Below are 25,503 nucleotides of genomic sequence, written 5' to 3'. Positions count from 1 at the left end.
ATATGATCCGTGGTATTTGAATGCCGGTTTTAAATGCAATTTAAGCGCCAATTTCAGAAGAAATGTCTACTAAAAAACGGGCAAGAAGCCCGTTTTTGAATGCTAATAATCTGTAATAAATCAGATCACACCACAGGCAATACGTTCACCGCCACCGCCCAATGGTAATGGGTTGTCAGAATAATTGTCGCCACCGGCATGTACCATAATCGCACGACCCTGAACATCAGCCAGTTTCAGACGTGGCGCAAACAGGGTGACACGTGCAGTTCCATCTGTATTAACTTTCAATGCGGGTAAATCACCGAGATGACCGGTTGTTGGCGTACCGTGATGTGGAGCCTGATTTGGATTGTAATGGCTACCTGCAGCCAGTGCTGCGCCCATCTTGCCGTCTTTCATGGCAGGTGCACATGAACCATTTTCATGAATGTGGAAACCACGCTCACCCGCAGGAAGCTGTTTCAGATTAGTACGAATCACCAAGCCAGCCGGGCTGTCACTCAATAATACGGTACCAATCGATTCACCGACGCCCTGTGCAGAAACTGCATTCAGGGTCACGGTTTTAACATTTTCAGTCGAAGTAGAGGTTGAAGCGCAACCGGTAAAAAGTGCGGCACTGACTGCGCACAAAGCTGTAAGTTTAAACAATGAAGACATAATTATCACACCTTGATCTTTATTCTGCTTTTCAGAATCTATTGAAACAGAGCAAGACCAAAAGCACTATAGAAAATCAGTACTTAAATGTTTTAATTTGTTTAAGCCAGTCAGTCTTGTGATTTCGGTGCCTTGTTACGGCGCAGACGGAATTTTTTCTTCGGTTCAACCTCATGCGCCATAGTGGCTTTAGGCATCATCAAAGGTTCGTTCAGGTTGCTTTCATGCAGCCATTCACGCCAGATGGCCAGTAGTACGGCCAGAATCACCGGTCCAATAAAGACACCAACCAGACCAAAGCTGGCAATACCACCCAAAACACCAAACATAATCAGCAGGAATGGAATCTGTGTTGCACCCGAAATGACCAGTGGACGAATCACGTTGTCCGCTGTACTCACAATACAGACACCCCAGACCATGACGCCAACGGCTTCAATGGTTTGTCCTTGCGAGAACAGCCATAGCGAAACTGCACCATAAGCAACGGGAGGGCCAAAAGGAATTAAGGCAAAGATAAAGGTGATAATGGTCAGTACCATCGGGTTCGGTACACCAGCCACGAAATAGCTGATACCTGCCAGCAAAGACTGGGCAATTGCTGTTAAGCCTACCCCATAGACCACCGCACGTGTGGTATCTGAAATTGTCGCCAGATAATGGTGAATACGTGGACCGACTACCATCTCAAAGGCTTTACGCACCTGATTCAGAATGGTATGACCATCACGGTAGAAGAAGAATAACGACAGTACGGCAAAACACAGCTTGAAGACATTTTTACTGATTTCATTCAGTACGACTTTGCCGTAATTCAGATGACCCTGAATCCAGACCGAAATAGTTTGTGCAATGCTGTTTGGATCGGCATTAATCTCATTCAGGGTGCGGGTAATTTCCTTACCTACAAGTGGCAGGCCGCGAATAAAATCTGGAACGCTAAGATGACCTGAGAATACCTGTTTTTGCAATTCAAAATACAGGTTCCGACCTTCGTGCTGCAGCATAAAAATGGCAAAAATAAAAGGTAGACCAAACACCAGAATCACACCTAGAATCATAATAGTCGCACTCAGTGTCGGCCGATTGCCACTCATTCTTAAGATCGACTGATACAACGGCCAGGTCATGTACGCAATAATGGCTGCCCAAACTACAGGAATGATGAAATACTTGAGTATGTGGAAACTCAGAAAAATCAGAATGAAAAACAGTCCAAATAATAAGACTTTTTGTAGTGTGGGCGCGTATTGTTGCACTGAATTTAGAAGCTCATTTTTTTAGGTCATGTCAGGCATATTAACTGAAAAAAAAGCGATCGAAAACGATAGTACAAGAAGTAGTACGATTATTTTCCTAAGAATAAAAAGAAGAGGCAAAAATAACAGAACTAGAACCATTGGCTTGGATCGTCAATAATGGCATTCAATAAAGGTTGCCATTGATCCTGTAATTCCCGGTACATCTTCTGCTGTTTGTCAAAAATAGACAGGCCTTGCATGGCCAGCCGGCTATAGGGTGCACGTTCAGAAATCCAGGCAACCGGTTGCTGATCAATTTTATTGAAAAACTGCTGAATGTCCTGATTGCTGGCTGCATTAAGTTTGGTGCGGTTGGCGAGGAGCAGAATTTCAACCTTGCCTTTACGGATGCGTTTAATGTCCTGCAAATGCTTGAGAAAACGGCGCGTAGAATCAATATCAAAAAATGAAGGCTGCAGCGGGGTAATGATGGCATCTGCTTCACTGATTAACTGCTCGGCATGATCTTCATTCAGCGCTCCGGGTGCATCGATGATCAGATATTCCAAGTTTTTAGGCGCATCCCCAATCGATTTGGCATTTCGCCAGTCCAGACTCTGAATCGGCGCTGCATCTTTCGGGCGATGTTTCAACCATTGCAAGGTCGATTTCTGGCTGTCCGCATCGGCCAGAGCAACTCTATAACCCTTTTGTGCCAGGGCAGCTGCCAAGCTAATTGCAGTAATGGTTTTACCACAGCCGCCTTTCTGATTTGCAACTAAAATAGTTTTCATGACCTTGGATGATTTAATTCTGCTCCCGCCTAGCATATCATTCTTTGCAGGCTTACTGGATGGCAGACACTTTCAACTTCAGTCGAAAGTAGGCAGCAAAATAAAGCAGATTAGGAAGATTGAATGTCCATTGGAATGGCTATGCTGATTGGTGCCTGTATTGGAGTGGTTTTAACTACCCTGATTCTGGGCCAGACGCGAAATGGTCGAATTAAAGCAGAATATGAACAATATATTGCCGAGCTGGAGTTGGAACATCAGCAAGCTTTAGTCGCTGCACAAAAACGCAGTGTGAATACCAGTCGCGCGGTACTCAAAGGCAAAATGGCCGAGCAGTTGGCACCGATCATGCCAGAGTTTCAATATCTACCTAGTGATGCCAAATTTTTAGGTGATCCGGTGGATTATGTGGTCTTTGATGGTTATACCGATTTTCGTGATGGTGAAGGGCTGGCTGAAGATATTGAAGTGGTGTTGATTGATATTAAAAGTGGGGGTGCACGTCTGACCAAAGGCCAGATGGCAATTGCTCAAGCCATTCAGGAAGGGCGGGTACGTTTTGAAACCATCCGGATTGATTTTGAAGACTGAAGGACAGCAAGCTTCAACTCTACACTATGGATAAACTGATTATTGCCGCAGCACTGTTTGCGCTTGGACTACGGATCTGGTCGGAATACTTTCGGGCGATTCCGAATCTGGAGCAGGCCGGAGTACTCAAAAATTTTCAGGTAGAATCGATTGAGCCGCATCAGGCTGAATATCGCGTACTGGCTAAACAGTATTATGGGCCTGAGCGGCGTACCATTCATCCAGCCAGTCCAGTGGTGGGAAGCTTTAATGATCTGGCCTATGTCAGCAATATTGATCTGTTACTGGCCGCACCAAATGTGGCGAGTGGCTTATTTAAATCATTCAAGCTTGAGCAGGACAGGCGTTGTTTGAATATGACCGCTACAGACGCACAGGCCAATCCTGCGAACATTCAACCTCATTTGCTGAACCTGAGTGTGATTGCCGCCAGCGAAGCTGTTGCCAATAAGGTTCGCCGTTTAAAAGCAGATCAGCGGATCTGGCTGCAAGGTGACTGGGTACAGGTCAAATCAGCGACCAGCCAGCAAGAATTTCAGGTTGGAAAAGGCAATCCAAGATCAGCCCAATGCCGTCTGTTCAGAATAACTGATTTAAAAGTGCTGGATTAAAGCGGTTTATGTACTCGTGCCAGCAGCATACGCTGACCAATCTTTGGAATACCTTCGGCATCGATATAATGAACTTCATCCAGTTCAAACCCGGCCTCTAAAAGAGCGGTTTCAATATCCCGATTAAGATGACAGCCATCTGCCACTTTCTTCTGAATCGGGGTGAGTAAATGCTGTAAGCGCTGAATGTTGAGATGCTCTCGGTTTAACACATGCTCAACCAGATGAAAATGGCCGCCTGGCTTCAGAACCCGGTAAATTTCATGCAGACTTTGGTGCAGATCTGGAATACTGCATAAGGTCCAGGTTGATACGATATTTTCCAGACTATTCTCTGCAAAAGGCAGGGCTTCTGCACGGGCCTGAATCTGTTCGACTGCAAAAGGACTTTGACTGATGCGCTGCTCAGCCAGTTTAAAAATGTCCAGGTTAGGTTCCAGCGCATAGACTCTATCGACGGCCTGATAAAAAGGCAGATTCAATCCTGTACCGAAGCCAATTTCCAGGACTTCACCTGTAATAGGCAACAATAATTCGCGGCGTAAATCCATCAGGGATGGGGTCTGCATGACCTGATTTAGCAAATGTGGAAAAATATGTTGTTGATAGAATTTATACAGCATGGTCGCATTCAAATTATTTTTAGACAGGCTTAGATTAACCGAAAATAATCAGATTAGCTAAAGCCCTCCGCTCACCAAAATTGATCAACTTGTTACTAATTTCAACTATTTATTCATTAAAAAAATCGTACTATCAAGCAAGATATTCTTGAAAAGATTTGATGGAATAAAGACAGAATTATGTTCAAACATCTTCGATACTATGCTTTGGCGGCCAGTCTTTTACTACCGCTTTATGGTCACACTTCTGTAGACCATAATGTTGCCAAAGGACTGCCACCGATGGCTAAAGACCAATCTATTTCAGTCTTGCAGCCGTTTAAAGGTGATTTCCGCATTCTGGGATCAAAAATTTATAGCGACGATGAGCAGGCCAAGTTCTCTCCGATCGATTATGCGGTGAGTTGGGGGCTGTTTGCACAACCTGAAATTGCCCGGCACATTACAGTCAACCAGTATAACCGTTACCTGAACTGGAAAATGGATCGCGTGCCAGTGCCTATTGAACAGGCTAAACAGATGGTATCCAATATGCACATCATCCCTGCCAATCCACAAATTGCCAAAGCAATTAAACAGGTAAAACGGGGTGACTTGGTGCGTTTGCAAGGGGAACTGGTGGAAGTACGTGATAAAGACCTCGTCTGGAAATCCTCTTTAACTCCAACCGATACCGGTGATGGCGCTTGTGAAGTGTTTCGGGTCAGCTCAATCAAGTGGATTGAGAAAGTGGGTAAAGGTTAAAACTGGAAAACTTATGGCTTTCTGAAAGGGTCGCTTGGAGTGCTTCAGGGTGACCAGGCTTTATTGATATTTAATTTATTTTTAGCCTTATAGTTTTTCATTTTTAAAGTGAACTACTTCTTCCAAAAAATAATTTTAATCTTAAATATGAATGTCATCTTGTTCTGTTATTTTGATATAAAAAACCGCCAGAAATAGACGGTTTTTTATTTTAAAGACATGCTTATTTGGCAACCAGTGCTTCACCTTCAAAGGCAATGCCATCCCAGCCATTTTGCATGAACTGGCGGATATTCTGATGATCCGTTGCTTCTGGTGTGGCCAGTACAGCCGCATAGTGTTCTGCAAACAGGCTCAAGGTTTGTGCCTGATCCAGACCATTCAGTTTGGCAAATGAAAATACTTTGGCACTGCCTTGGTTTTCAGTGGCAGCATTAGCCTGTTGGCCATTTTTAAAAGCAGTAGGTGTATGAGCATAGTGCGCATCGATATATGCAATCACATCTGCAAATTTAGCTTCGCCCGCAGCCAATTGAGCCAGTAATTCCTGAACCATGTGGATTCCCTCTAACTTAAATCAATTTGAATGGCGTCGAATATACCAATTTTTTGGCAAAGGTCCATGTTCATTCTGCAATTTTAGGTGCATGATGTTATGCATTATTCTCGTCCCACATGGTGGCTGAGAAAAGGTTTAAGATCGAATAAAGACGGAGTAGACATGAACTGGCTTTTGGTGGCAATGGGCGGGGCAATCGGGGCAACACTGCGTTATGGAACAGGAATGTTGATTGCCAAGCCACAGATGCTATTTCCGTGGCCGACCTGGTGGATCAATATTATAGGCTGTCTGTGTGCCGGAATTTTCTTTGCCTTTAGCCAGAAATATAGTTTCCTGCAAACTGAAGCACGGCTATTTTTGATGGTAGGCATCTTGGGCGGCTTTACGACTTTTTCCAGTTTTGGACTAGAAACCTTTCAGCTGCTTAAGCAGGGTGCAGTCACGATCGCCCTCAGTTATGTGATCTCTAGTATGATTGTCGGAGTATTGATGCTGGGTGTGGGCTTCTATTTAACTCAGCTGGCTTTAGCGCAGGCATAAAAAAGTCAGGAAATTGGAGGTAATTTCCTGACATAAACCGCGATTTAAATTGAGAGTAAAAATCGGAGGTTTTAAGTTTAACCACGTTTAAAACGGGCAAAACGTTTGTTAAAGCTCGCTACGCGACCTTCATTACTGGTTTGACGTTGCTCACCGGTATAAAACGGATGTGAAGCACTCGAAATATCCAGGGTGACATAAGGATAGGTCTTACCTTCATATTCCTTGGTCTGGCTAGAAGTCATGGTGCTGCCAATCACGAAGTAGGCATCAGCATTGGTGTCATGAAATAAAACTTCTCGATATTCGGGATGAATGTCTGGACGCATCGTAATATTCCTCTTGTAATTTAAGAGTAATGTTATAATGTAACATTTGATATTTCAAGTGAAGTAGGGTTACAGCTTGTAAGCTTATTACTGCAACTTAACTGCGACTTGGCACGATTTCTTCAAATACATCACTCAAATCATCATGTACTTTCAAATGAATCAAGTTCCAGTATTGTCCGGAAATAGTACGGTTTACCATCAGGGTATCTGGCGACGGTTTGAATACATCCCAATATTTTAGAGAAGGTTTGAGCAATTCCATTCCATCATGATGTGCTGAGTTTTCAGCAAAATCATAATTGGTAGTTAAAGGACGCATCAGCACTTCTAGCCATTGCTCATACAGATCGGCCGGGAATTTTCCGGTTTCTGTCAGGGTATGCAAGGCATCCAGTTGCTGTTCAATGGTCGAAATATCCTTGTCACGGGCTGCATGGATCAGTTCCTTGAAATGAGTAATGATCTCGGTAGAAAGCGTTTTAACACCGCCGTAATCGTAAATAATCACCGAGCCATCTTCACGGAAGGCAAAGTTCCCTGGATGCGGATCACAATGGAAACGTTTCAGATAGAAAATTTCCTGACCAATCGCACGGAATAAACGGCGGCCTAGGGCATTACGGGTTTCTAGCGGCCATTGGCTGGCCGTTTCCATACTTTCACCCTGTTCCAGGCTTAGGGTCAGAATATGGCGGGAAGAATATTCACTAAATACTTTTGGAATCACAATTTGGTGATCGAGTGATTCATGAAAGGCACGTGCCACTTCCAGATTCTGAGCTTCAATTTCATAATTGAGTTCATTGTCCAGACTATGCTGGATTTCCTTGAATAGCTGATCCTGCAATTTGCGGTCAATTTTTAGTACACCCATCAAACGCAAGGCCAGACGAACCTGTTTCAGGTCACTTTCACAGGCTTCTTCCACTCCCGGATATTGCACCTTGACCACAACCTGCTGGCCATCGGGTAGAGTCGCTTTATGCACCTGTCCGATCGAGGCCGCGGCAAAAGGCTGCTCATCAAACTGCTGGAATAGGTCCTGCAAAGATTTGCCTAATTCTTTTTCGACCTGTGACTGAATTTCTTTAAATGGCATTGGTGGCGCCTGACGCTGCAATTTGGAAATGGCTCGAGCAACTTCAGGCGGAAAAATATCTTTATATTGCGAGGCAATCTGGCCGACTTTCATCACCGCACCTTTCATTTCCCCCAAGGTATCAGCAATCTGTACTCCAATATCCTGAAATAATTTACTGCGTGCAGCATTTTTCTGCTCTTCATCCGCAGTTAAATTTTTAATCGAATTGGATAGGGTTTTACTTGCAATACTTGCGGTCATTCCAGCCAATTTCATAAAGCGGCGACCAGGCGTTCGAGCCGTTTTTGCCATGCGAGATTCCTCAAAATCACCATTTTTATGGTTGTATTTGATCATAGGTGACAAACTATAAATTGCCTATATTTAATTGTAGATATTATGTTGCAAAGCTTCTCAAAGTGTTCATATTTGCTTGATATTGTTCACTTGATTTATGCAATTTTTAAACCATTTTGTCGTCTGTACGGCAGTTTTTGAATCAATTATTTAATTATTCTGAAGAGAGCAAAGCACGATTTTTAAGTTCCTTTCCATGATAAAAGGCTTAAAATAATGGCACCTCAAGATCAAGAAATCTCAATGAAAGTCTATCGATATTTTACTGGCAAAGATGATGTGAATTTTTGTGCCCGTGTGACCAAGGCACTCAATGAAGGCTATGAACTTTATGGTGCACCGACCATGACCTTTAATGGAACAGATGTCATTGTCGGGCAAGTGGTGATTAAGGAAGTGTCAGATGAGTCCGAGATTCCACAGGGATTAAAAGATGCATTAAATCAGTAATTCAATGCATCTTTTTAAATAATAAGAGGATTAGGCACGCTGGCTTAAACGTTTGTTATTGCCATAAAGCCGTGCCAGCAATAAAACACAGGCCACGCTCAGACCGACAATCAGACCGACCCAGACGCCTGCCGCCCCCATATCTCCAAAACGGGACAAATAAACCCCCACCGGGAAGGCAATCACCCAATAGGCAATCATGGTGATCCACATTGGGCCTTTGGTATCCTGCATACCGCGTAAGCAGCCTGCAGCACTGATCTGCCAGGCATCCATCAGCTGATAGGCCACTGCAAAGAGCACCAGATAAAGCGCGATCTGGGTCACCATCGGGTCAGAAGTATAGAGCGCTACGATTTCACTACGGAACACCCAAAGCATTAGCATGATCAGCAGAGCTAGAATCGTCGCGGTCATCAGACCTAAACCTTGTACTCTACGCATGGCATCCCAGTTCTGTTCACCATAGTAAGTTCCCACCCGAATGGTCAGCGCAATGGCCAGAGACATCGGAATCATGAATAATTGTGAGGTAACGGAAATAGCAATCTGGTGAGCGGCCACAATGGTTTCACCTAATGGACTCAAGACAATCGCTGCGGTACTAAAAATACTCACTTCAAAGAAAATTGCCAGTCCGATCGGAAAGCCCAGCTTTAAAATCCGTTTCAGCCAATATCCGTTCAGCTTTTCCCAATGACTAAATGGCTGACTGCTTTGATAGACCCGATTTTTAAAAATATACAGTGCCAGACTCATTAACATGAGCCATTGCAGAATTGCTGTAGCAAAACCACAACCGGCACTGCCCAGTGCCGGAATAGGGCCAACTCCATACATAAAAATGAAGTTTAATGGAACCAGAAGCAGTAGCGCCATGAGGCTAATGGCAGTGACCGGACGCGGGTAACCAATGGCCTCAGAATAGCCGCGTAAAGCCGCATACATAGTCACAGCAGGCATACCAAAACCGATTGCATGCAGGAACAGGCCAGCTTTAGGTTGCAGGCTTTCTGGGACACCTAGTAAAGGTAAAGTGAGGGGCAAAACTTGTAAAACCAGACCCGCAATCACCCCCAGGATGAATGCGACCCATAATGATTGCCGCGCAATTGTAGCGATTTTTTCAGGTGTACGTGCGCCTTTGGCTTCCGCCACTAAGGGTGTAGTGGCGATCATGATGCCACTGAAGAGTAGCATGACTGGAATCCATAGCCCGACACCAACTGCAATCGCTGCCAGATCAGTCGGTGAGAGACGCCCGGCCATAATCGTATCAATCAGGCCCAAACCCGCCTGGGAGAATTGTGTGACCAGAATGGGCAACATCAGATGAAACAGCTGTTTTAATTCATAACGACAGGTTGTGGCTGTCAAAACATTCGACACAAAAATTACTCATTAGTGATCATGTGCTTAGAGATAAGGTTTAGCGTTGTAAAGTGAGAAGCACACCAATAAAAATCACCACGCCACCTAAAAGACGTTGCCAGTTCACCGGCATTTTTTCATTGCCCAGCAGACCAAACTGATCGACAATCATGGACATCACCATCTGACCAAAAATAATCATTCCGGTCAGTGTCAGGAAGCCCATTTTAGGTGCAGCATAAATGCTCATGCTGATCGCATAAACACCTAAAAATCCACCTAACCAGAGATACCAGGGAACTGCAATCAGCTCCTGTAAGCCTGGTTTGGGATGTGACTGAAACAGCACGATGCCGGCAAGTACTATTGTACCAATCAAAAAGGAAAAAAATGCAGCTTGAATAGGAGAATATAAATATTCTTTTAATTGGGTATTAATAGCCGTCTGTAAGGTCAGCAAGACCCCGATTGCAAAGACCAAAGGCAATAAAATAAGGAGCTGGGAGGGTATTTTCATAATTTTAACTATCTAATTCTATTTAAATTTTTAGGCATTAGGCGATGGCGATTTTAATTTTAGCAGTGTTGTTGCCGAGTCATGTTAAAATTACGCTAGATCTTGTAGTTGTTTTAGAGTAGTTCTTTGGCTGAATTGAATCCTGCACTTATTCCCTTATCCCTGTATATCCATATGCCGTGGTGTGTACGTAAATGTCCGTATTGTGACTTTAATTCGCATGCCGTACCTGATGGAAAACTCTCTTTGGACCTGGAACGGGAATATCTGCATGCGCTGGTAGAGGACTTTAAAACTCAGGTTGATTTTGCCCAAGGCCGTTCGATTCATAGTGTATTTATCGGTGGGGGAACGCCGTCACTGATCTCTGCTGCAGGTTATCAGTGGTTATTTACAGAACTAAAAGCACTGATTCCTTTTGAAGAGAATTGTGAAATCACACTGGAAGCCAATCCAGGTACAGTGGAACATGATCCATTTGCTGGCTATTTAGCAGCTGGTATTAATCGTCTTTCGATAGGCGTGCAAAGTTTTAATACCGAGCATCTGAAAAAGCTGGGCCGAATTCATAGCAATGAAGATGCGATCTCGGCGATTGGCCTGGCGCGTGACGCAGGATTTCAGCGGATTAATGTCGACTTGATGCATGGCTTGCCTGAACAGTCACTGGAGCAGGCACTCAATGACCTGAAACTGGCGGTCGAGAATGGTGCTACGCATATTTCCTGGTATCAGTTAACTATTGAGCCAAATACCGTATTTTTCCGTACTCAGCCGATTTTACCGGTCGATGAAGTACTAGAAGAGATTCAGGAACAGGGCGAGGCTTATTTAAAAGCCAATGGCTTTATCAATTATGAAGTCTCTGCTTGGCGTAAAGAATTACCCTCGGCACATAATCTGAATTACTGGCAATTTGGTGATTATCTGGCCATTGGAGCAGGGGCGCATGGCAAAGTGACTCAACCGGATGGTGTTTACCGTTTCCAGAAAACCCGTTTGCCTAAAGACTATTTAGCCAAAGTGCCAGCCGAACATTTGCAGTTTAAGCGCATCGAAGCGGCAGATATGCCGTTTGAATTTATGATGAATGCCTTACGTTTAAATGATGGTGTGGAAGCGAAGCTTTATCTTGAGCGAACAGGCTATAGTCTGGATACAATGAATGAATTGCTGACTTCACTGCGTCAACGTCAACTGATGGTAGAAGATACGAAACGTCTGACATGTACTGAGCAAGGTCACATCTTTTTAAACTCTGTGCTGGAAGAGTTTCTTTAATTGCCTAATCTATCCGAATAATTAATCCAGTTTAAAAAGAAAAAGCCCGATGAGTTACATCGGGCTTTTTCTTCTCTCTCCACTATGCATTTAAGCCATTCGGATTAACGATACTTAGGCGGTAACTTGTGATGCGGGCCATCGTGATGATTTTTGTTGAAGAAGCTTTTATGATCTTTCTTGCCAAACTTATCATGACGATCATGCTGGTTAAAATGCGCTTTAGGAGGTGCTTTATGGAAGCCAGCCTTTATGCAGCATTGGTTTCTTATCAAAATGATGCGCTGCTAGTGTTGGATGACGATGGTCCGGTCCAGGAGCGGCCATTGCTGACATGGTAGCTGTTGTTGCGATCAAGCCAATCATTAAAGAAGAAACTAGTTTTTTCATGATCATACTCATATTTATTCAATGAGTTCATCATAGGAGTCAGCGATGTAGGGGAGATGGAGCCATAGACAACACTTTTGTAAATTTCAGAATTTCTTTCAATTTTGTATTTAAATAATTAATGAATAATAAATTTTATTAAAAATTCTGTATTTTTATGGGCAATTTTTGATTTTAAAATCATCAAAATTCTTCTCCGTTTCTTCATGTTTTAAAGTGAGTGAAATCAGATGAAGAAATTTAGGACAAGATGATGAATGAAAAGCGAATATAATATTTAATTATCTTTTAAATTTAATTAATTGATCTGGAAACTAAAATTAGTCAATTTAAGTTATAAAAAAAGCACTCTAATGAGTGCTTTTTTTCATCTTCGCAATATTAGATTGCAGTGATGTTAGTCGCTGTAGGACCTTTTTGGCCTTGAGCTACGCTGAAAGAAACCTTTTGGCCTTCAGCTAAAGTTTTGAAACCTGAACCTTGGATTTCGCTGAAGTGAGCGAAAACGTCTGGACCATTGTCTTGTTGAATGAAGCCAAAACCTTTAGTTTCGTTGAACCACTTTACTGTACCGGTAACTGTGTTAGACATAATATAACCTATTGAATCTTATGGATTTATAGTCAAAATCTCAGATGACTAGCTGTAACTTTGAAAAATAAAAAGGATGGAGCTTATTGATCTTTAAAACGAAGGTTTATGACTAAAACTGCGATACTTAAAAGAAGACTAACCAAAACAAGAATTTTTCTAGTTATCGCCATCATACCCTGTATTTATAGATATTCAAGTAAATTATATGGATTATTTAATAGACGTCTGAAAATTATAGATATAAATTTGTGTAGTTTGTGTACGCAGCAGATTTTTCTTTGTATCCAGTCATCATTTTGACATATGAAAAAGAGCGCCGTAGCGCTCTTTTTAAAGCTAAAACCTAAACTTTTGACTTAGTAATCAAAACTGAAGTGTTCTGCTGCCAGTGAAGTCATGGTTTTGGATGGATTCACCATTGCTTCAGCATGGCCTTGGGCACGTGGCAATAAACGCTCAAAGTAGAAATCAGCAGTTTTAATTTTCGCTTTGTAGAACTCTGGAACTTCTGCACCATCACCAGCAACCAGTTTCGCTGAAGCCACTGCAGCTTGTTGTGCCCAGAAGTAAGCCATCATTACATAGCCTGAGAACATCAGGAAGTCCACAGAAGCAGAGGATACGATGTCACGGTCTTTACGTGCTGCCAGCATGATACGTACAGTTAACGCATTCCACTGTGCACACAGCTTGGTCAGGTCCCAAGCAAAACGGCGCATGTATTTATTGCGTGCATGCTGTCCACAGAATTTCAGAATTTCAGCGGTGTAATCACGAATCACTTTACCTTTAGAGGTTAGCAGGACCTTACGACCAATCAGGTCAAGTGCCTGAACGCCAGTCGTTCCTTCGTACAGGGTAGAGATACGTGAGTCACGAACGATTTGCTCCATGCCCCATTCTTTGATGTAACCATGACCACCAAATACTTGCATACCGTGGTTCGCTGCTTCATAACCCATTTCAGTCAGGAAGCCTTTCAGAATAGGGGTATAGAAACCTAAGTGATCATCCTGCTGTTCAAATTCAGCAGTATCACCACGCAGCAGGGCATCATTCATGTTATCTGCGATTTTTGCTGCATGATAAATCATGGCACGACCACCTTCAGCAATCGCTTTCTGAGTCAACAGCATACGGCGCACATCGGCATGGTGGATGATCGCATCCGCCACTTTTTCCGGATCTTTTTTACCAGACAGGGCACGCATCGACATACGTTCTTTGGCATATGGCAATGCACCCTGAAACGATAATTCTGCATGACAGATACCTTGAATTGCGGTACCAATACGCGCGGTATTCATGAAGGTAAACATGGCATGCAAGCCTTTGTTTGGCTCGCCAATTAAATAACCCACTGCATTATCAAAGTTCAGTACAGCGGTTGCAGAGGCACGGATCCCCATCTTGTGTTCAATCGAACCACAGTTCACGGCATTACGTTCACCAATGCCGCCATCTTCAGTGGCAATGAATTTCGGTACGATAAACAGGGAAATGCCTTTGGTGCCTTGTGGTGCATCTGGAAGACGTGCCAAAACGATGTGTACGATGTTTTCAGTTAAATCGTGTTCACCCGCAGAAATGAAGATTTTAGTACCAGAAATCGCATAAGTACCATCAGCTTGTGGTTCTGCTTTAGTTTTTACCTGACCCAGATCGGTACCGCATTGTGGCTCAGTCAGGCACATGGTTCCTGACCAGGTACCTGCAACCAGATGCGGTAAATAGGTATTTTTCTGTTCATCAGTACCATACTGGATGATGGTATTGATACAGCCCACGCTCAAACCTGGATACATCTGGAAAGACCAGTTTGCCGTACCCATCATTTCTGATTTGATCAGGTTTAAAGACATCGGCAGATTTTGACCGCCAAATTCTTCAGGATAAGACAGACCTTGCCAGCCACCTTGCACGAACTGATCATAAGCTTCCTTGAAGCCTTTCGGTGTGCGTACTTCGCCATTTTCAAAGTGACAGCCTTCTGCATCGCCAGTCTGGTTCAGCGGAGAAAGTACATTTTCACAGAAATCTGCCGCACCTTCTAGGATCATGTCTACCGTATCTGCATCGGCATATTCGCCATTTGACAGTTCTTGGTAATGTGCAGGGTAATCAAGCACTTCATTCATTAAGAAACGAATATCACGTAAAGGAGCTTTATATGCTGGCATGCGTTTAATCCTGATTAAAATAGTTTTGGATTATCTGTATCGATTCTATGATTATTCACATTGGGGATAAAAAAACATTGATAAAGACAACAAATAAAAATGTCAGAAAAGCGAATCGAGAAGATCAGACAAGTTTAAAGATTAAATAAAGGAAATCTCCATCTTTAAATAAGACACTTGTATTTAAAAACGCTTATCTGTCTGGACTTTAATCAATATTTAGGGAGATTGTCTAGGGGTGTTTTTGTATGAATTGTACACGAATGTTAGGGTCTAATCATTGGATAAATCATGTCATTAAATCCAATTTAATTTTATTGTTTTTAATGAAAGGAAAAGAGTGAACGAATTAATGACTAACCCGTTCACCTGAAAAATATTTAGAATTAAAGAAAATCTTTCAGCTCAGGTTTTACCCCGTTCCAGATACAAAAAGATTCAATAGCCTGACCGACCAGCATGCCGAAACCCTCAGAAGTAGGGACGCCACGGGCTTGAGCTTGATCCAGAAAAGTGGACGGTTTGCCATAGGCCATTTCATAGGCATGTTTAAACTGTAGAGCTTCAGGTAGTACCAGCGCATCACCACTAAGACTGGCAGAAGTCGCATTAATTACAATATCAAACTCACCGGCTAAATCAGTTAAGGCAATGGCTTGCAGTTCTGCTTGTGGAACAGCGTCTTTTAGATCGGCAACCAGTTGTTCTGCACGTGACAAAGTACGGTTAGCAATAACAATCTTCTTCACACCGGCCTGTACCAATGGATAGATAACACCGCGGGTCGCGCCACCAGCACCAATAATCAGGATATCGGTATTTTCCAGAGTCCAGTCAAGAGCACGAATAGCCTCCACTAAGCCTTGTCCGTCAGTATTGTCACCATGCAGAATGCCATCTTTCATCCATAGGGTATTCACGGCTTTGGCGATTTTGGCACGTTCGGTAAGGACCTGGCATTGGGCAAAGGCCTGTTCTTTGAAGGGCACAGTCACATTCATGCCAATACCGCCCTGAACAAAAAATTCCTGGATATTGGCTGTGAAACCATCCAGTGGGGCAAGGCGTTTGGTATAGGTCAGATCGACCCCGGTTTTAGCAGCGAAAGCCTGATGTAGTTCAGGAGAGCGTGATTGTTCGATGGGGTTGCCAATAACGGCAAATTGCTTGCTCATTTCACCATGTCCATGTGCGGAAATGGCCATTAATATACGTGAAAATGCAGGAGGGCTAAAGCCTGTCAGCAGTGAAAAGCAGGCTGGAGTTTAAAGGTTTAGGAACTACAGATTTCAATAATATGTTCGACAAAAAGCAAGGCCATACTAAAGAGGGTTCCGGCAATCGTGAAGACACTCACAAAAATGGCAACTACATCTAGAATCAGGTTATGACTGATGACAGCGGTACTAATCGCACTAATACCAAGCGCCAGAAATAGCCAAAAGGCCAATGTAGCAGGATTAAGGTGAAGCTTAAACATTGTTATTTTTACCTAACAGAATTTATCTTTATCAGAGTCGAGATCTAGGAGTAGATCCTGAAATATCTTTCTGAGTTGCAGTATAGAGGATTTATCCATTAAAAAAGCCCTCGATCTGAGGGCAATTTGTATTTAAATATTTTGATTGCTTTATTTTGTTTTTAATTCTGTTAACCAATCATGTGGTTTAAGGTAGTAATCGGTCAAACGTTTTTCTGGCGATCCTTCAGCCCATTCCGGGCGGTATAACCAGCCGGTAAGAGGTGGCAGGCTGACTAGAATTGATTCAATCCGGCCACCCGTCTGCAGACCAAACAGTGTGCCACGGTCATATACCAGATTGTATTCCACATAACGGCCACGACGGTACAGCTGGAAATCACGTTGTGCTTCAGTATAAGACTTGTCTTGGTTACGCTGGAAAATTGGCAGAATTGCTTCGAGATAACCATTGCCTACAGCCTGTATATACTGAAAACAGGTTTCAAAATCCCATTGATTCAGGTCATCAAAGAATAGGCCACCGACACCGCGCTGCTCATCACGGTGTTTTAGATAGAAATAATCATCACACCATTTTTTATGTTCTGGATAAACCTCTTCGCCAAAAGGCGCACAGAGATCATGCGCGGTCTGGTGCCATGACAGCACATCTTCATCATTTGGATAGAAAGGGGTGAGGTCAAAACCGCCACCAAACCACCAGATCGGATCCTGACCTTCTTTTTCCGCCACAAATAAACGTACATTGGCATGTGAGGTCGGGACATTCGGATTTTTAGGATGGATGACTAATGATACACCCATGGCTTGGGCTTTAGCTCCTGCTATATTCGGATGGCGTTCAGTGGCAGAAGCGGGTAGTTTGGAAATATTGATGTGAGAGAACATCACACCGCCTTTTTCAATTACCGTACCATTTTGCAGTACGTGTGAACGGCCACCGCCACCTTCAGGACGTTCCCAGTCATCAATTACAAATTCAGCTGTGCCGCCACCGGCACGTTCCTGCTGTTCCAGCGTGGCACAAATCCGGGCTTGCAGGTCGAGGAGAAAATCGCGAACGCGTTGAATATCTGCAGAGGTGGGATGCTGCATCAGAACCCTCATAGGGAAATAAAAAGACTGATAACATCAAAGCATAAAATGGCCTAAAAATTAAGGTGTTTTTCTGGATGCTCACCATCTGTAACAACATTCAACCTAATGTTTTAGAGCAATTTGCTTCAGCTCAAATCCGACCAGACTACTAGGTTGAATTCTTTTTTTGAGCTCCGCACAATAACCTCAACAGCGCTCTATGCAGCGCATTAACCTGGCTAATAAGGTGGTAGGCATTCATGACTGTGCAGGCAAATTCTCTCATTCAAAAATATAATGTCCCCGGTCCCCGCTACACCAGTTATCCAACTGTCCCTTATTGGGAAGAGTCAGGATTTTCACTAGAGCTCTGGAAGCAGACACTAAAACGTTCTTTTCAGGAGTCGAATGCGACTGAAGGCATTAGCCTGTATATCCATCTGCCATTTTGTGAAAGTTTATGCACCTTTTGTGGCTGTCATAAACGGGTGACCAAACGTCATGAAGTCGAGCAGCCTTATATACAAGCTGTGCTGAAAGAATGGGAGCTGTATTATGAGTTATTAGAAGAAAAACCCATCATCAAAGAAATTCATCTCGGCGGTGGGACACCAACGTTCTTTTCAATTGAACATTTAACCCAGCTCATTCAAGGTATTTTGTCCAAAGCCGAGATTGCAGCAGAACATGAATTCAGCTTCGAAGGTCACCCAAACAATACCACGCGTGAGCATTTGCAAGGCTTGTATGACCTGGGCTTTCGTCGGGTGAGTTATGGCGTGCAGGATTATAATGAAACTGTACAAAAAGCCATTCACCGGATTCAACCTTATGAAAATGTTAAACAGGTGACTGAATGGGCAAGAGAAATTGGTTATGAATCGATTTCGCATGATCTGGTTTTTGGTCTGCCATTTCAAAGCCTGGAGGATGTCTTAAATACCATTGATCAGACCAATTCTCTATTACCAGACCGTCTGGCTTTATATAGCTATGCACATGTGCCTTGGATTAAAGGGAATGGCCAGCGCGGTTTTAAAGATGCGGATGTACCGAAAGATGAGATCAAGCGTCAGTGCTATGAAGAAGGTAAGAAAAAGCTCCTGGCGCATGGTTATCATGAAATTGGTATGGATCATTTTGCGCTAGAAAAAGACAGCATGTACCAGTCTTTTCAGGCTGGAACTTTGCACCGCAATTTTATGGGTTATACCGCGTCTAAAACTCAGGTGATGATCGGACTCGGAATTTCTTCGATTAGTGATAGCTGGTATAGCTTTGCGCAGAATGTGAAAACTATTGAAGAATATTATGAACTGCTAGAGCAGAATCAGATTCCAGTGGTGAAAGGGCATATTCTGAATCAGGGAGATCTGATTATTCGCAAACATATCCTGAACCTGATGTGTAGCTTTACCACCTCTTGGGCAAAACCTGACATGCAGTTTGCTGAAATTAATGAAGTTCTAAAGCAGCTTGAGGAAATGCAGCAGGATCAGCTGATCAAAATTGAAGACTCTTCAGTCACGATTTTGGAGAAAGGGAAGCCATTTGTACGCAATATTTGCATGGCTTTTGATTTACGTTTAAAGCGTCGCATGCCAGAGAACCGGATTTTCTCAATGACGATTTAAGAATCCCTCTTAGGATCTTAAAAATCCCTCCAAACCTCCCTTTATAAAAGAGAGGCTTCCCTATACTTATATAAAAGGAAATTTCCCCTCTTTGAAAAAGAGGGGCAGGGGGAGATTCTTTTAAAAATCTTCCTTCTGATACATATGCGCCATGCGTTCATGCTTGGTTTTGAGGTATTGCTCATTGAATGGATTCAGACCGACAGTGAGTGGTACACGGTCCACTACATTAATACCTTGCCCTTTCAGTGCATCAATTTTTAAAGGGTTATTGGTGATCAGGCGGACGGCTTTTACACCTAGGTGATCCAGCATGATGCTGCACATATCATATTGACGTGCATCTGCAGGTAAATTCAGCATCAGATTGGCATCGACCGTATCATGCCCCTGGTCTTGCAAGGCGTATGCACGGATTTTATTGGTCAGGCCAATTCCGCGTCCTTCCTGACGTAAATAGAGAATGACACCGCGACCCACTTCATTAATCAGTTTTTGTGTTGCCTGGAGTTGAGGGCCACAGTCGCATTTTAATGAAGCAAAGGCATCACCGGTTAAACATTCAGAATGTACACGGACCAGCACAGGTTCATCACTTGGTTCTTCGAGACCTTTAGAAAGAGCGACATGCTCTTCGCCAGTCTTAGGGTCTTGAAAAACAGTAATTTTAAATTCACCATGAGCGGTCGGTAATCTTGAAGTTGCGACAAATTCGATAGGCACAGCTGAACCCGTAAAATCCTAATAAAGTAGCTAAAGTATAGCGTAATGTTTAAACATTAGTAGAATTGCTCAGCTGAATTTATGAAGAACATTTTCTTTTTTGTAGAAAGCGAACGATAATAGTTGATAAATAGTAAGATTATTCAGGATAATCGTAGCCTGCAAATTTTTCATCCCGACGAGATCGCTGTTTAATATTGCATCGCTAGAAGCGTAGTTGAATTGAAGCTGCTACAATTCAACTATATGATCGGTTATTCCCCATTGACCTAGCTTAAGATTTTGCCAGGCTTTAGAAGGCTTTGCCATATATGCTGTATACAGAAATACCAACTCAACGCCCTGTAACACCGTTGCTTGATGCGATCGATCATCCTGAGCAACTGCGTGCACTCGAGCAAAGCCAGCTCACACAAGTGGCGGATGAGTTACGTCAATTCATTTTGTATGCTGCGGGTCAGAGTGGAGGACACTTTGGGGCCAATCTGGGTGTGATTGAGCTTACTGTCGCTTTACATTACTGCTTTAATACGCCACATGATCGCCTGATCTGGGATGTGGGTCATCAGGCTTACCCGCATAAGGCGTTAACCGGACGTCGTGAACAGCTCACTACAATCCGTGCAAAAGATGGTCTGGCTGCATTTCCGGCACGTGAAGAATCCGAATTTGATACTTTTGGGGTAGGGCATTCATCTACCGCCATTTCTGCTGGCCTTGGCATGGCTCTGGCGCGTCGTTATCAGAACAATCCGTGTGAAGTCGTATCAATTATTGGTGATGGGGCCATGACCGCAGGTATGGCTTTTGAAGCTATGAATGATGCTGTGGCACATCAGGCTGACCTGATGGTGGTTCTGAACGACAATGATATGTCGATTTCATGTAGTACTGGCGGTTTTGCCAAGCATCTCGCTGCAATCTGGGAACGTGGCGAATTCGTCAACGTAACTGAAGATGGTGAGGCTTATGTACAGCCGCACCCGGAATGGCTGTATAACTCGCGTTTACATCAAGCTGCAACTGATGCCGCAGATAACCTGTTTAAAGCCATTGGTTTTGATTATTTTGGTCCTTATGATGGCCATGATGTTAAACAGCTGGTACACGTTTTTAAAGCTTTGAAAAAACGTAAAGGCCCACGTCTGATCCACATCTATACCAAAAAAGGTAAGGGCTTTGCGCCAGCAGAATGTGATCAGATTAAATATCACGCGATTAGCAAACTCAATGCAGTTGCAGCCCCTAATCCAGCACCCAAATATTCAGATGTATTTGGACAATGGTTATGTGATGAAGCAGCACAAGACAAACGTTTATTGGCAATTACTCCAGCGATGTGTGAAGGTTCGGGCATGGTGCAGTTTGCCAAAGAATATCCAGAGCGTTTCTTTGATGTTGCTATTGCTGAGCAGCATGCAGTAACGCTTGCCGCTGGTATGGCTTGTGAAGGTTTAAAACCGGTCGTCGCAATCTATTCAACTTTCCTGCAACGTGGTTATGATCAGTTGGTGCATGACGTGGCACTGCAAAATCTGGATGTGACGTTTGGGATCGACCGTGCCGGTCTGGTCGGTGAAGATGGCCCAACGCATGCCGGTGCTTATGACTATGCTTATATGCGTACCATTCCGAATCTGGTGATCATGGCACCAAAAGATGAGAATGAATGCCGTCAGATGTTGCATACGGCTTATCTGTATCATGGTCCGGCAGCAGTGCGTTATCCGCGCGGGAATGGACTGGGTGTGGAAATCCAGAAAACCATGACCGAGATGCAGATCGGTCAGGCAGAATTGTTGCTCAGTCTGAACGAACAATATGATGAATATGTTTCGATTCTAGCATTCGGTAGTCGAGTTCAAGCTGCAGTTGAAGCTGCTCAAGTATTTGCCAGCAAGCATGATGTGGGTGTACGCGTGGTAAATATGCGTTTCATCAAACCACTGGATACCAAAATGTTAAACCAACTGGCCCATTCAACCAGCCTGTTTGTTACTGTTGAAGAACATGCAGTCATGGGCGGCGCAGGAAGTGCAGTGAATGAGTATCTGGCTGAAGCTCAAATTGTTAAACCCATCCTGAATCTAGGTTTAGCGGATAGCTTTATGGCACAAGCAACACATAGTCAAATGTTGCAACAGGCAGGACTTGATAGCCAAGGCATTGAAAAATCAATCAATGAAGCCTGGTCAAAGCTAGGTCAAAGCGTCCTGTTATAAACTCTTAAAAAGTTTCGACACATTTTTTCCCAAAAAGCCCGGATATTTGCTAAAATATGCGGGCTTTTATGCATTATTCTTTATCAGTATCTTCAAATTTGTAGTGGGTGTTCAATGGAACCTATGGTGGTGATGGCTGCGCGTGCGGCTCAATTAGTTGGTCAAGAGCTTTTAAAAGCGCATCAAAATCGTCATAAACTCGATCTGCAAGTCGAAGAAAAAGGCATTGATGGTCCGGTAACGCGTGTAGATCGTTATCTGGAACAGTTGACCATCGATACTCTACGTAAAAGCTATAAAAATCACAGTTTCCTTGGTGAAGAATTTGGTCTGCAAGAAGGTAAAGGTCACGACGCTGATTGGTGTTGGGTGATTGATCCACTTGATGGCACACTAAACTTTATCAACGGTTTTCCGCATTTCTGTATCTCTATCGCAGTTCAGCACAAAGGTATAACTCAGCACGGTGTTATTTATGACCCTGTGAAAGATGAGCTATTCTCTGCGAGCCGTGGTCGTGGTGCGATGCTGAACCAGCGCCGTATCCGTGTAAATGTTAAAGACAGTCTGAACAATACTTTCCTGGCAGTTGGTCATGCTTACCGTACTAAACGTAATGGTGAAGTAGTCTCTCATGCCAAGAATCATTTTGATGCATTGCTCAATGTGACTGAAGCAGGTGCACAATTCCGTCGTGGGGGTTCAGCTGCCTTGGATCTGGCTTATGTCGCTGCTGGTCGTCTTGATGGTTACTTCGAGCTTGGCTTGAAACCTTGGGATATTGCAGCAGGCGAGTTAATCGTGAAAGAAGCGGGCGGTACTGTGGTTGATGCGCGTGGTGGTAGCGATTCTATGGAAAATGGTCAAGTTTTGGCTTGTTCAATGAAAATGCTGAAACCTCTTATGCAAGCAGTTGTTCCTGCTTGGGGTGACGCAGCGAAATAATCGGGTTTAACGCCGTAAATCGAATATTAAAAAGGTATCTCTCGGGATGCCTTTTTTATTTTTTGAAAATAATTACCTGATAAATATCTTCATATTTAGATGATCCACAGCCTTGATAAAAAGAAAATTGACCAGTTGGAGAATTAATTACATTTCTTTTCTTGTTTAAGTCTTAGAAATTGATGAAGAAATTAGCAGTTAAACAAAATAATCTGAAAAGCGGATGACTTTATGAATAATCCTGCTATAATCTGCGCACGCACTTAATTTCTGTTCGTTACCTGAACATTTCTCTTATTATCATTGTGTATGCGCGTGCGGTCCAAAGAGAGGACGATATCTCGCGCCCCAATCGCTAAAGCGATTCCTTCAGGTTATGCCGTAATCATGCGTGCGTTATATCACATCGTCGTTACTCGGATCGCCGCTGAATCATCTCTTTTCAGCGTTTAATTGCTGTACCGCTTTTTGTCGATGTCCATTTGACTTTATTTTTAATGGAGCACCCAATTTCCGGGTGGAATACTCTATGAGCAAAACTTTTGCTGAATTTTCTTTGCATGAATCGTTACAACAAGCCCTTCAAGGCTTAGGTTTTACTACTCCGACTCCTGTACAAGAACAATCTATCCCTGCTGCACTAGAAGGTAAAGACCTTTTAGTATCTAGCCAGACAGGTTCGGGTAAAACCGCTGCGTTCCTTCTCCCAACTTTGAACGCACTTGCTAACCAAGATACTTTCGTACCATTTAAAGAACGTATGAAAGCGGTGACTCAACCAACTATTTTGGTGATTTCACCAACTCGTGAATTGGCACAACAAGTATGCCAAGACGCGATCGCATTTGTACGTCACATGAAAGGTGTTCGTATTGCTGCAATTATGGGTGGTATGCCTTTTGGTAAACAAATCCAGCAGTTAAAAGGTGCACAGGTTGTGGTAGCAACTCCAGGCCGTTTACTTGACCTTGTTAACCGTCGTCAAATCAAACTTGACAAAGTTGACTCGCTGATCGTCGACGAAGCTGACCGCATGCTAGACCTTGGCTTCTCTGAAGACCTAGAAGCAATCGGTGACTTGGCTGCAAACCGTAAACAAACACTGATGTTCTCTGCAACTTTCGCTCCACGTATCATTACCCTTGCTGAACGCATGATGAATGAGCCAGAGCGTATTGCAATTGAAACTGGTCACTCTACCAACACGGACATTACCCAGACTTTACACTGGACTGATGGCTTTGAGCACAAGAAAAAACTTCTTACTCACTGGTTAAACGAAGAAGATGTTGATCAGGCAGTGGTCTTTGCTTCTACTCAAGAAGATACAGATATGCTGGCTGAAGAACTTGCTGAAGCAGGTTTGTCCGTTGTTGCTCTACATGGTGCGATGCCACAAACCGTTCGTAATCGTCGTCTGCGCAGCATCCGTGAAGGTCGTGCAAAAATCCTGGTTGCAACTGACGTTGCAGCACGTGGTCTTGATGTACCGACAATCTCTCACGTGATCAACTTTGGTCTTCCTATGAAGAACGAAGACTATGTACACCGTATTGGTCGTACAGGTCGTGCGGGCCGTACTGGTAAAGCAATTACTTTAGCGACTTATCGTGAACGCGGTAAAATCCGTGCACTAGAAGATTTTCTTGAAGCTCGTCTAAATGTATCTGAAATTGAAGGTCTTGAGCCATCTCCACCTCCTGCACGCGGTAGCCGTGATGGCGCTGGTCGCGGTCGTGGCGGTCGTCGTGATGGTGGTCGTGGCTTCGGTGGTGGTCGTCGTTTCGAAGGCGAGAGCAACTTCAAACGTCGTGAAGGCGGTGATGACCGTCCACGTCGTAGCTTCGATGACAAACCTCGTGGCGAACGTCCTGCATTCGGTGGCGAAGATCGTCCACGTCGTGACTTCAACAGCGATCGTCCACGTCGTGAAGGTGGTTTCGGTGATCGTCCACGTCGTGACTTCAATGAAGACCGTCCACGTCGCGAGTTTAACAATGATCGTCCACGTCGTGACTTTAGTGACCGTCCTCGTTTTGAAGGTAATGATGACAACCGCGGTAACCGTGTAGATTACAAACCACGTCGTGAAGGTTCATTTGGTGACCGTCCAAAACGTGATTTCGGTGATCGTCCTGCTCCACGCCGTGAAGGTGGTTTCGGTGATCGTCCAAAACGTGATTTCGGTGATCGTCCAGCACGTCGCGAAGGTGGTTTTGGTGATCTTCCAGCGCGTTCATTCGGTGATGACCGTCCAGCGCGTCGCAACTTTGATGACAAGCCACGTGGCGAGCGTTCATTCGGTGAAGATCGTCCACGTCGTAAATTCAATGACTAATTGAATAACGTCTGAAAAAAAAACCAGCCTGAGTGCTGGTTTTTTTATGCATTGATTTTTTGTTTTTTCAGCATAAAATGCCTACTTCATCAACTTTTTCTGGGTTTATGATGATCGGTAATCTGAAAGCGTCTTTTTATAGTCTTTCATATTATTGAG

Annotated in this window: 26 protein-coding genes; 11 read left to right on the top strand and 15 right to left on the bottom strand. The window is 43.7% G+C overall.

Translation table 11 applies throughout. The annotated features are described in order from the left end of the window. Positions 1-120: 120 nt before the first annotated feature. The 3 genes from sodC to RJ01_RS00440 all read right to left on the bottom strand — a co-directional run bounded on the left by sodC (position 121) and on the right by RJ01_RS00440 (position 2,698). Complete coding sequence (sodC, locus tag RJ01_RS00450; RefSeq protein WP_034169694.1) at positions 121-663, bottom strand: superoxide dismutase family protein; 543 nt, start codon at positions 661-663, stop codon at positions 121-123. Positions 664-773: 110 nt separating this feature from the next. Beyond that, positions 774-1,922, bottom strand: coding sequence for an AI-2E family transporter (locus RJ01_RS00445; protein WP_034169693.1), 1,149 nt, complete (start codon positions 1,920-1,922; stop codon positions 774-776). A 131-nt stretch (positions 1,923-2,053) separates the two neighbouring features. Next, positions 2,054-2,698, bottom strand: coding sequence for a ParA family protein (locus RJ01_RS00440; RefSeq protein ID WP_034169692.1), 645 nt, complete (start codon positions 2,696-2,698; stop codon positions 2,054-2,056). 123 nt (positions 2,699-2,821) lie between these two features. On the opposite strand from RJ01_RS00440, the gene RJ01_RS00435 reads away from it, so the two are divergent. Next, positions 2,822-3,289, top strand: a complete 468-nt coding sequence (locus RJ01_RS00435; protein ID WP_004787020.1) for a Holliday junction resolvase-like protein — start codon at positions 2,822-2,824, stop codon at positions 3,287-3,289. A 26-nt stretch (positions 3,290-3,315) separates the two neighbouring features. Next, the gene (locus RJ01_RS00430) at positions 3,316-3,900 is read left to right on the top strand and encodes a hypothetical protein (RefSeq protein WP_034169691.1); all 585 of its coding nucleotides are present in this window, start codon (positions 3,316-3,318) and stop codon (positions 3,898-3,900) included. On the opposite strand, the gene RJ01_RS00425 is transcribed toward RJ01_RS00430, so the two are convergent. Further along, positions 3,897-4,523, bottom strand: a complete 627-nt coding sequence (locus RJ01_RS00425; protein ID WP_034169690.1) for a class I SAM-dependent methyltransferase — start codon at positions 4,521-4,523, stop codon at positions 3,897-3,899. The genes RJ01_RS00430 and RJ01_RS00425 overlap by 4 nt on opposite strands. 180 nt (positions 4,524-4,703) lie before the next feature. Here RJ01_RS00425 and RJ01_RS00420 point away from each other — a divergent pair, with 180 nt between their 5' ends. Continuing rightward, on the top strand, positions 4,704-5,267 hold the full coding sequence (locus RJ01_RS00420; RefSeq protein ID WP_034169689.1) for a hypothetical protein: 564 nt from the start codon (positions 4,704-4,706) through the stop codon (positions 5,265-5,267). Between the two features lie 223 nt (positions 5,268-5,490). Here RJ01_RS00420 and RJ01_RS00415 read toward each other — a convergent pair whose 3' ends face one another. Continuing rightward, a complete protein-coding gene (locus RJ01_RS00415) occupies positions 5,491-5,823 on the bottom strand; it encodes a HopJ type III effector protein (RefSeq protein WP_034169688.1) in 333 nt (110 codons plus the stop codon). 165 nt (positions 5,824-5,988) lie between these two features. Here RJ01_RS00415 and crcB point away from each other — a divergent pair, with 165 nt between their 5' ends. After that, the gene (crcB, locus tag RJ01_RS00410) at positions 5,989-6,369 is read left to right on the top strand and encodes a fluoride efflux transporter CrcB (RefSeq protein ID WP_034169687.1); all 381 of its coding nucleotides are present in this window, start codon (positions 5,989-5,991) and stop codon (positions 6,367-6,369) included. 77 nt (positions 6,370-6,446) lie between these two features. Here the strand turns inward: crcB and RJ01_RS00405 are convergent, their stop codons facing one another. Both RJ01_RS00405 and RJ01_RS00400 read right to left on the bottom strand, forming a co-directional pair. Next, the gene (locus tag RJ01_RS00405) at positions 6,447-6,698 is read right to left on the bottom strand and encodes a type B 50S ribosomal protein L31 (RefSeq protein WP_004787006.1); all 252 of its coding nucleotides are present in this window, start codon (positions 6,696-6,698) and stop codon (positions 6,447-6,449) included. Between the two features lie 97 nt (positions 6,699-6,795). Beyond that, positions 6,796-8,094 carry an AarF/ABC1/UbiB kinase family protein gene (locus tag RJ01_RS00400; protein WP_004787005.1) on the bottom strand — a complete coding sequence of 433 codons (1,299 nt, stop codon included), beginning with the start codon at positions 8,092-8,094 and terminating at the stop codon, positions 6,796-6,798. 288 nt (positions 8,095-8,382) lie between these two features. Here RJ01_RS00400 and RJ01_RS00395 point away from each other — a divergent pair, with 288 nt between their 5' ends. Then, positions 8,383-8,589, top strand: coding sequence for a DUF1737 domain-containing protein (locus tag RJ01_RS00395; protein ID WP_034169804.1), 207 nt, complete (start codon positions 8,383-8,385; stop codon positions 8,587-8,589). A gap of 30 nt (positions 8,590-8,619) precedes the next feature. On the opposite strand, the gene RJ01_RS00390 is transcribed toward RJ01_RS00395, so the two are convergent. Together RJ01_RS00390 and RJ01_RS00385 are read right to left on the bottom strand one after the other, a co-directional pair. Then, complete coding sequence (locus RJ01_RS00390) at positions 8,620-9,978, bottom strand: MATE family efflux transporter (RefSeq protein WP_034169686.1); 1,359 nt, start codon at positions 9,976-9,978, stop codon at positions 8,620-8,622. Positions 9,979-10,018: 40 nt separating this feature from the next. Further along, positions 10,019-10,477 (bottom strand): DMT family transporter, encoded by a 459-nt coding sequence (locus RJ01_RS00385; RefSeq protein WP_005233686.1) that lies wholly within the window; start codon positions 10,475-10,477, stop codon positions 10,019-10,021. Positions 10,478-10,603: 126 nt separating this feature from the next. Here RJ01_RS00385 and hemW point away from each other — a divergent pair, with 126 nt between their 5' ends. Next, the gene (gene hemW, locus RJ01_RS00380) at positions 10,604-11,758 is read left to right on the top strand and encodes a radical SAM family heme chaperone HemW (protein ID WP_034169685.1); all 1,155 of its coding nucleotides are present in this window, start codon (positions 10,604-10,606) and stop codon (positions 11,756-11,758) included. 131 nt (positions 11,759-11,889) lie between these two features. Beyond that, positions 11,890-12,099 carry a hypothetical protein gene (locus RJ01_RS16260; RefSeq protein ID WP_034169684.1) on the top strand — a complete coding sequence of 70 codons (210 nt, stop codon included), beginning with the start codon at positions 11,890-11,892 and terminating at the stop codon, positions 12,097-12,099. Positions 12,100-12,529: 430 nt separating this feature from the next. Here the strand turns inward: RJ01_RS16260 and RJ01_RS00370 are convergent, their stop codons facing one another. From RJ01_RS00370 to hemF, 5 genes are all read right to left on the bottom strand, one after another. After that, positions 12,530-12,739 carry a cold-shock protein gene (locus RJ01_RS00370; protein WP_004786992.1) on the bottom strand — a complete coding sequence of 70 codons (210 nt, stop codon included), beginning with the start codon at positions 12,737-12,739 and terminating at the stop codon, positions 12,530-12,532. Between the two features lie 359 nt (positions 12,740-13,098). Continuing rightward, the gene (locus RJ01_RS00365) at positions 13,099-14,922 is read right to left on the bottom strand and encodes an acyl-CoA dehydrogenase C-terminal domain-containing protein (RefSeq protein WP_005233691.1); all 1,824 of its coding nucleotides are present in this window, start codon (positions 14,920-14,922) and stop codon (positions 13,099-13,101) included. A 386-nt stretch (positions 14,923-15,308) separates the two neighbouring features. Further along, positions 15,309-16,097, bottom strand: coding sequence for a shikimate dehydrogenase (gene aroE, locus RJ01_RS00360; protein WP_034169803.1), 789 nt, complete (start codon positions 16,095-16,097; stop codon positions 15,309-15,311). A gap of 98 nt (positions 16,098-16,195) precedes the next feature. Further along, positions 16,196-16,402, bottom strand: coding sequence for a hypothetical protein (locus RJ01_RS00355; protein ID WP_034169683.1), 207 nt, complete (start codon positions 16,400-16,402; stop codon positions 16,196-16,198). A gap of 150 nt (positions 16,403-16,552) precedes the next feature. Beyond that, entirely contained in the window at positions 16,553-17,500 is a 948-nt protein-coding gene (hemF, locus tag RJ01_RS00350; RefSeq protein ID WP_034169682.1) for an oxygen-dependent coproporphyrinogen oxidase, read from the bottom strand. 242 nt (positions 17,501-17,742) lie between these two features. On the opposite strand from hemF, the gene hemN reads away from it, so the two are divergent. Next, positions 17,743-19,116 (top strand): oxygen-independent coproporphyrinogen III oxidase, encoded by a 1,374-nt coding sequence (gene hemN / locus RJ01_RS00345; RefSeq protein ID WP_034169681.1) that lies wholly within the window; start codon positions 17,743-17,745, stop codon positions 19,114-19,116. Positions 19,117-19,236: 120 nt separating this feature from the next. On the opposite strand, the gene ribA is transcribed toward hemN, so the two are convergent. Beyond that, positions 19,237-19,839 carry a GTP cyclohydrolase II gene (gene ribA, locus RJ01_RS00340; RefSeq protein ID WP_034169680.1) on the bottom strand — a complete coding sequence of 201 codons (603 nt, stop codon included), beginning with the start codon at positions 19,837-19,839 and terminating at the stop codon, positions 19,237-19,239. Positions 19,840-20,150: 311 nt separating this feature from the next. Here ribA and dxs point away from each other — a divergent pair, with 311 nt between their 5' ends. The 3 genes from dxs (at position 20,151) to RJ01_RS00325 (ending at position 25,344) form a co-directional block, all read left to right on the top strand. After that, on the top strand, positions 20,151-22,061 hold the full coding sequence (gene dxs / locus RJ01_RS00335) for a 1-deoxy-D-xylulose-5-phosphate synthase (protein ID WP_005233697.1): 1,911 nt from the start codon (positions 20,151-20,153) through the stop codon (positions 22,059-22,061). 114 nt (positions 22,062-22,175) lie between these two features. Next, positions 22,176-23,006: an inositol monophosphatase family protein gene (locus tag RJ01_RS00330; protein ID WP_034169679.1), complete on the top strand. Its 831-nt coding sequence runs from the start codon at positions 22,176-22,178 to the stop codon at positions 23,004-23,006. 529 nt (positions 23,007-23,535) lie between these two features. After that, positions 23,536-25,344: a DEAD/DEAH box helicase gene (locus RJ01_RS00325; protein ID WP_034169678.1), complete on the top strand. Its 1,809-nt coding sequence runs from the start codon at positions 23,536-23,538 to the stop codon at positions 25,342-25,344. Positions 25,345-25,503: the final 159 nt, after the last annotated feature.

This window comes from Acinetobacter sp. YZS-X1-1, from assembly GCF_000804305.1.
Classification (GTDB): domain Bacteria; phylum Pseudomonadota; class Gammaproteobacteria; order Pseudomonadales; family Moraxellaceae; genus Acinetobacter; species Acinetobacter variabilis.
The sequence above is the reverse complement of the archived record's forward strand: the minus strand, read 5'-3'. Positions and strand labels throughout refer to the sequence as shown.

Bases quoted from the DNA above. Each gene is read 5' to 3' on its own strand.
- RJ01_RS00385 (WP_005233686.1), bottom strand. From the start codon at position 10,477: ATGAAAATACCCTCCCAGCTCCTTATTTTATTGCCTTTGGTCTTTGCA.
- RJ01_RS00415 (WP_034169688.1), bottom strand. From the start codon at position 5,823: ATGGTTCAGGAATTACTGGCTCAATTGGCTGCGGGCGAAGCTAAATTT.
- dxs (WP_005233697.1), top strand. From the start codon at position 20,151: ATGCTGTATACAGAAATACCAACTCAACGCCCTGTAACACCGTTGCTT.
- RJ01_RS00330 (WP_034169679.1), top strand. From the start codon at position 22,176: ATGGAACCTATGGTGGTGATGGCTGCGCGTGCGGCTCAATTAGTTGGT.
- RJ01_RS00370 (WP_004786992.1), bottom strand. From the start codon at position 12,739: ATGTCTAACACAGTTACCGGTACAGTAAAGTGGTTCAACGAAACTAAA.
- aroE (WP_034169803.1), bottom strand. From the start codon at position 16,097: ATGAGCAAGCAATTTGCCGTTATTGGCAACCCCATCGAACAATCACGC.
- RJ01_RS00420 (WP_034169689.1), top strand. From the start codon at position 4,704: ATGTTCAAACATCTTCGATACTATGCTTTGGCGGCCAGTCTTTTACTA.
- crcB (WP_034169687.1), top strand. From the start codon at position 5,989: ATGAACTGGCTTTTGGTGGCAATGGGCGGGGCAATCGGGGCAACACTG.
- RJ01_RS00425 (WP_034169690.1), bottom strand. From the start codon at position 4,523: ATGCTGTATAAATTCTATCAACAACATATTTTTCCACATTTGCTAAAT.
- RJ01_RS00435 (WP_004787020.1), top strand. From the start codon at position 2,822: ATGTCCATTGGAATGGCTATGCTGATTGGTGCCTGTATTGGAGTGGTT.
- hemF (WP_034169682.1), bottom strand. From the start codon at position 17,500: ATGCAGCATCCCACCTCTGCAGATATTCAACGCGTTCGCGATTTTCTC.
- sodC (WP_034169694.1), bottom strand. From the start codon at position 663: ATGTCTTCATTGTTTAAACTTACAGCTTTGTGCGCAGTCAGTGCCGCA.
- RJ01_RS00440 (WP_034169692.1), bottom strand. From the start codon at position 2,698: ATGAAAACTATTTTAGTTGCAAATCAGAAAGGCGGCTGTGGTAAAACC.
- RJ01_RS00325 (WP_034169678.1), top strand. From the start codon at position 23,536: ATGAGCAAAACTTTTGCTGAATTTTCTTTGCATGAATCGTTACAACAA.
- RJ01_RS00430 (WP_034169691.1), top strand. From the start codon at position 3,316: ATGGATAAACTGATTATTGCCGCAGCACTGTTTGCGCTTGGACTACGG.
- RJ01_RS00400 (WP_004787005.1), bottom strand. From the start codon at position 8,094: ATGGCAAAAACGGCTCGAACGCCTGGTCGCCGCTTTATGAAATTGGCT.
- RJ01_RS00355 (WP_034169683.1), bottom strand. From the start codon at position 16,402: ATGTTTAAGCTTCACCTTAATCCTGCTACATTGGCCTTTTGGCTATTT.
- hemN (WP_034169681.1), top strand. From the start codon at position 17,743: ATGACTGTGCAGGCAAATTCTCTCATTCAAAAATATAATGTCCCCGGT.
- RJ01_RS00365 (WP_005233691.1), bottom strand. From the start codon at position 14,922: ATGCCAGCATATAAAGCTCCTTTACGTGATATTCGTTTCTTAATGAAT.
- RJ01_RS16260 (WP_034169684.1), top strand. From the start codon at position 11,890: ATGCGGGCCATCGTGATGATTTTTGTTGAAGAAGCTTTTATGATCTTT.
- RJ01_RS00405 (WP_004787006.1), bottom strand. From the start codon at position 6,698: ATGCGTCCAGACATTCATCCCGAATATCGAGAAGTTTTATTTCATGAC.
- RJ01_RS00395 (WP_034169804.1), top strand. From the start codon at position 8,383: ATGAAAGTCTATCGATATTTTACTGGCAAAGATGATGTGAATTTTTGT.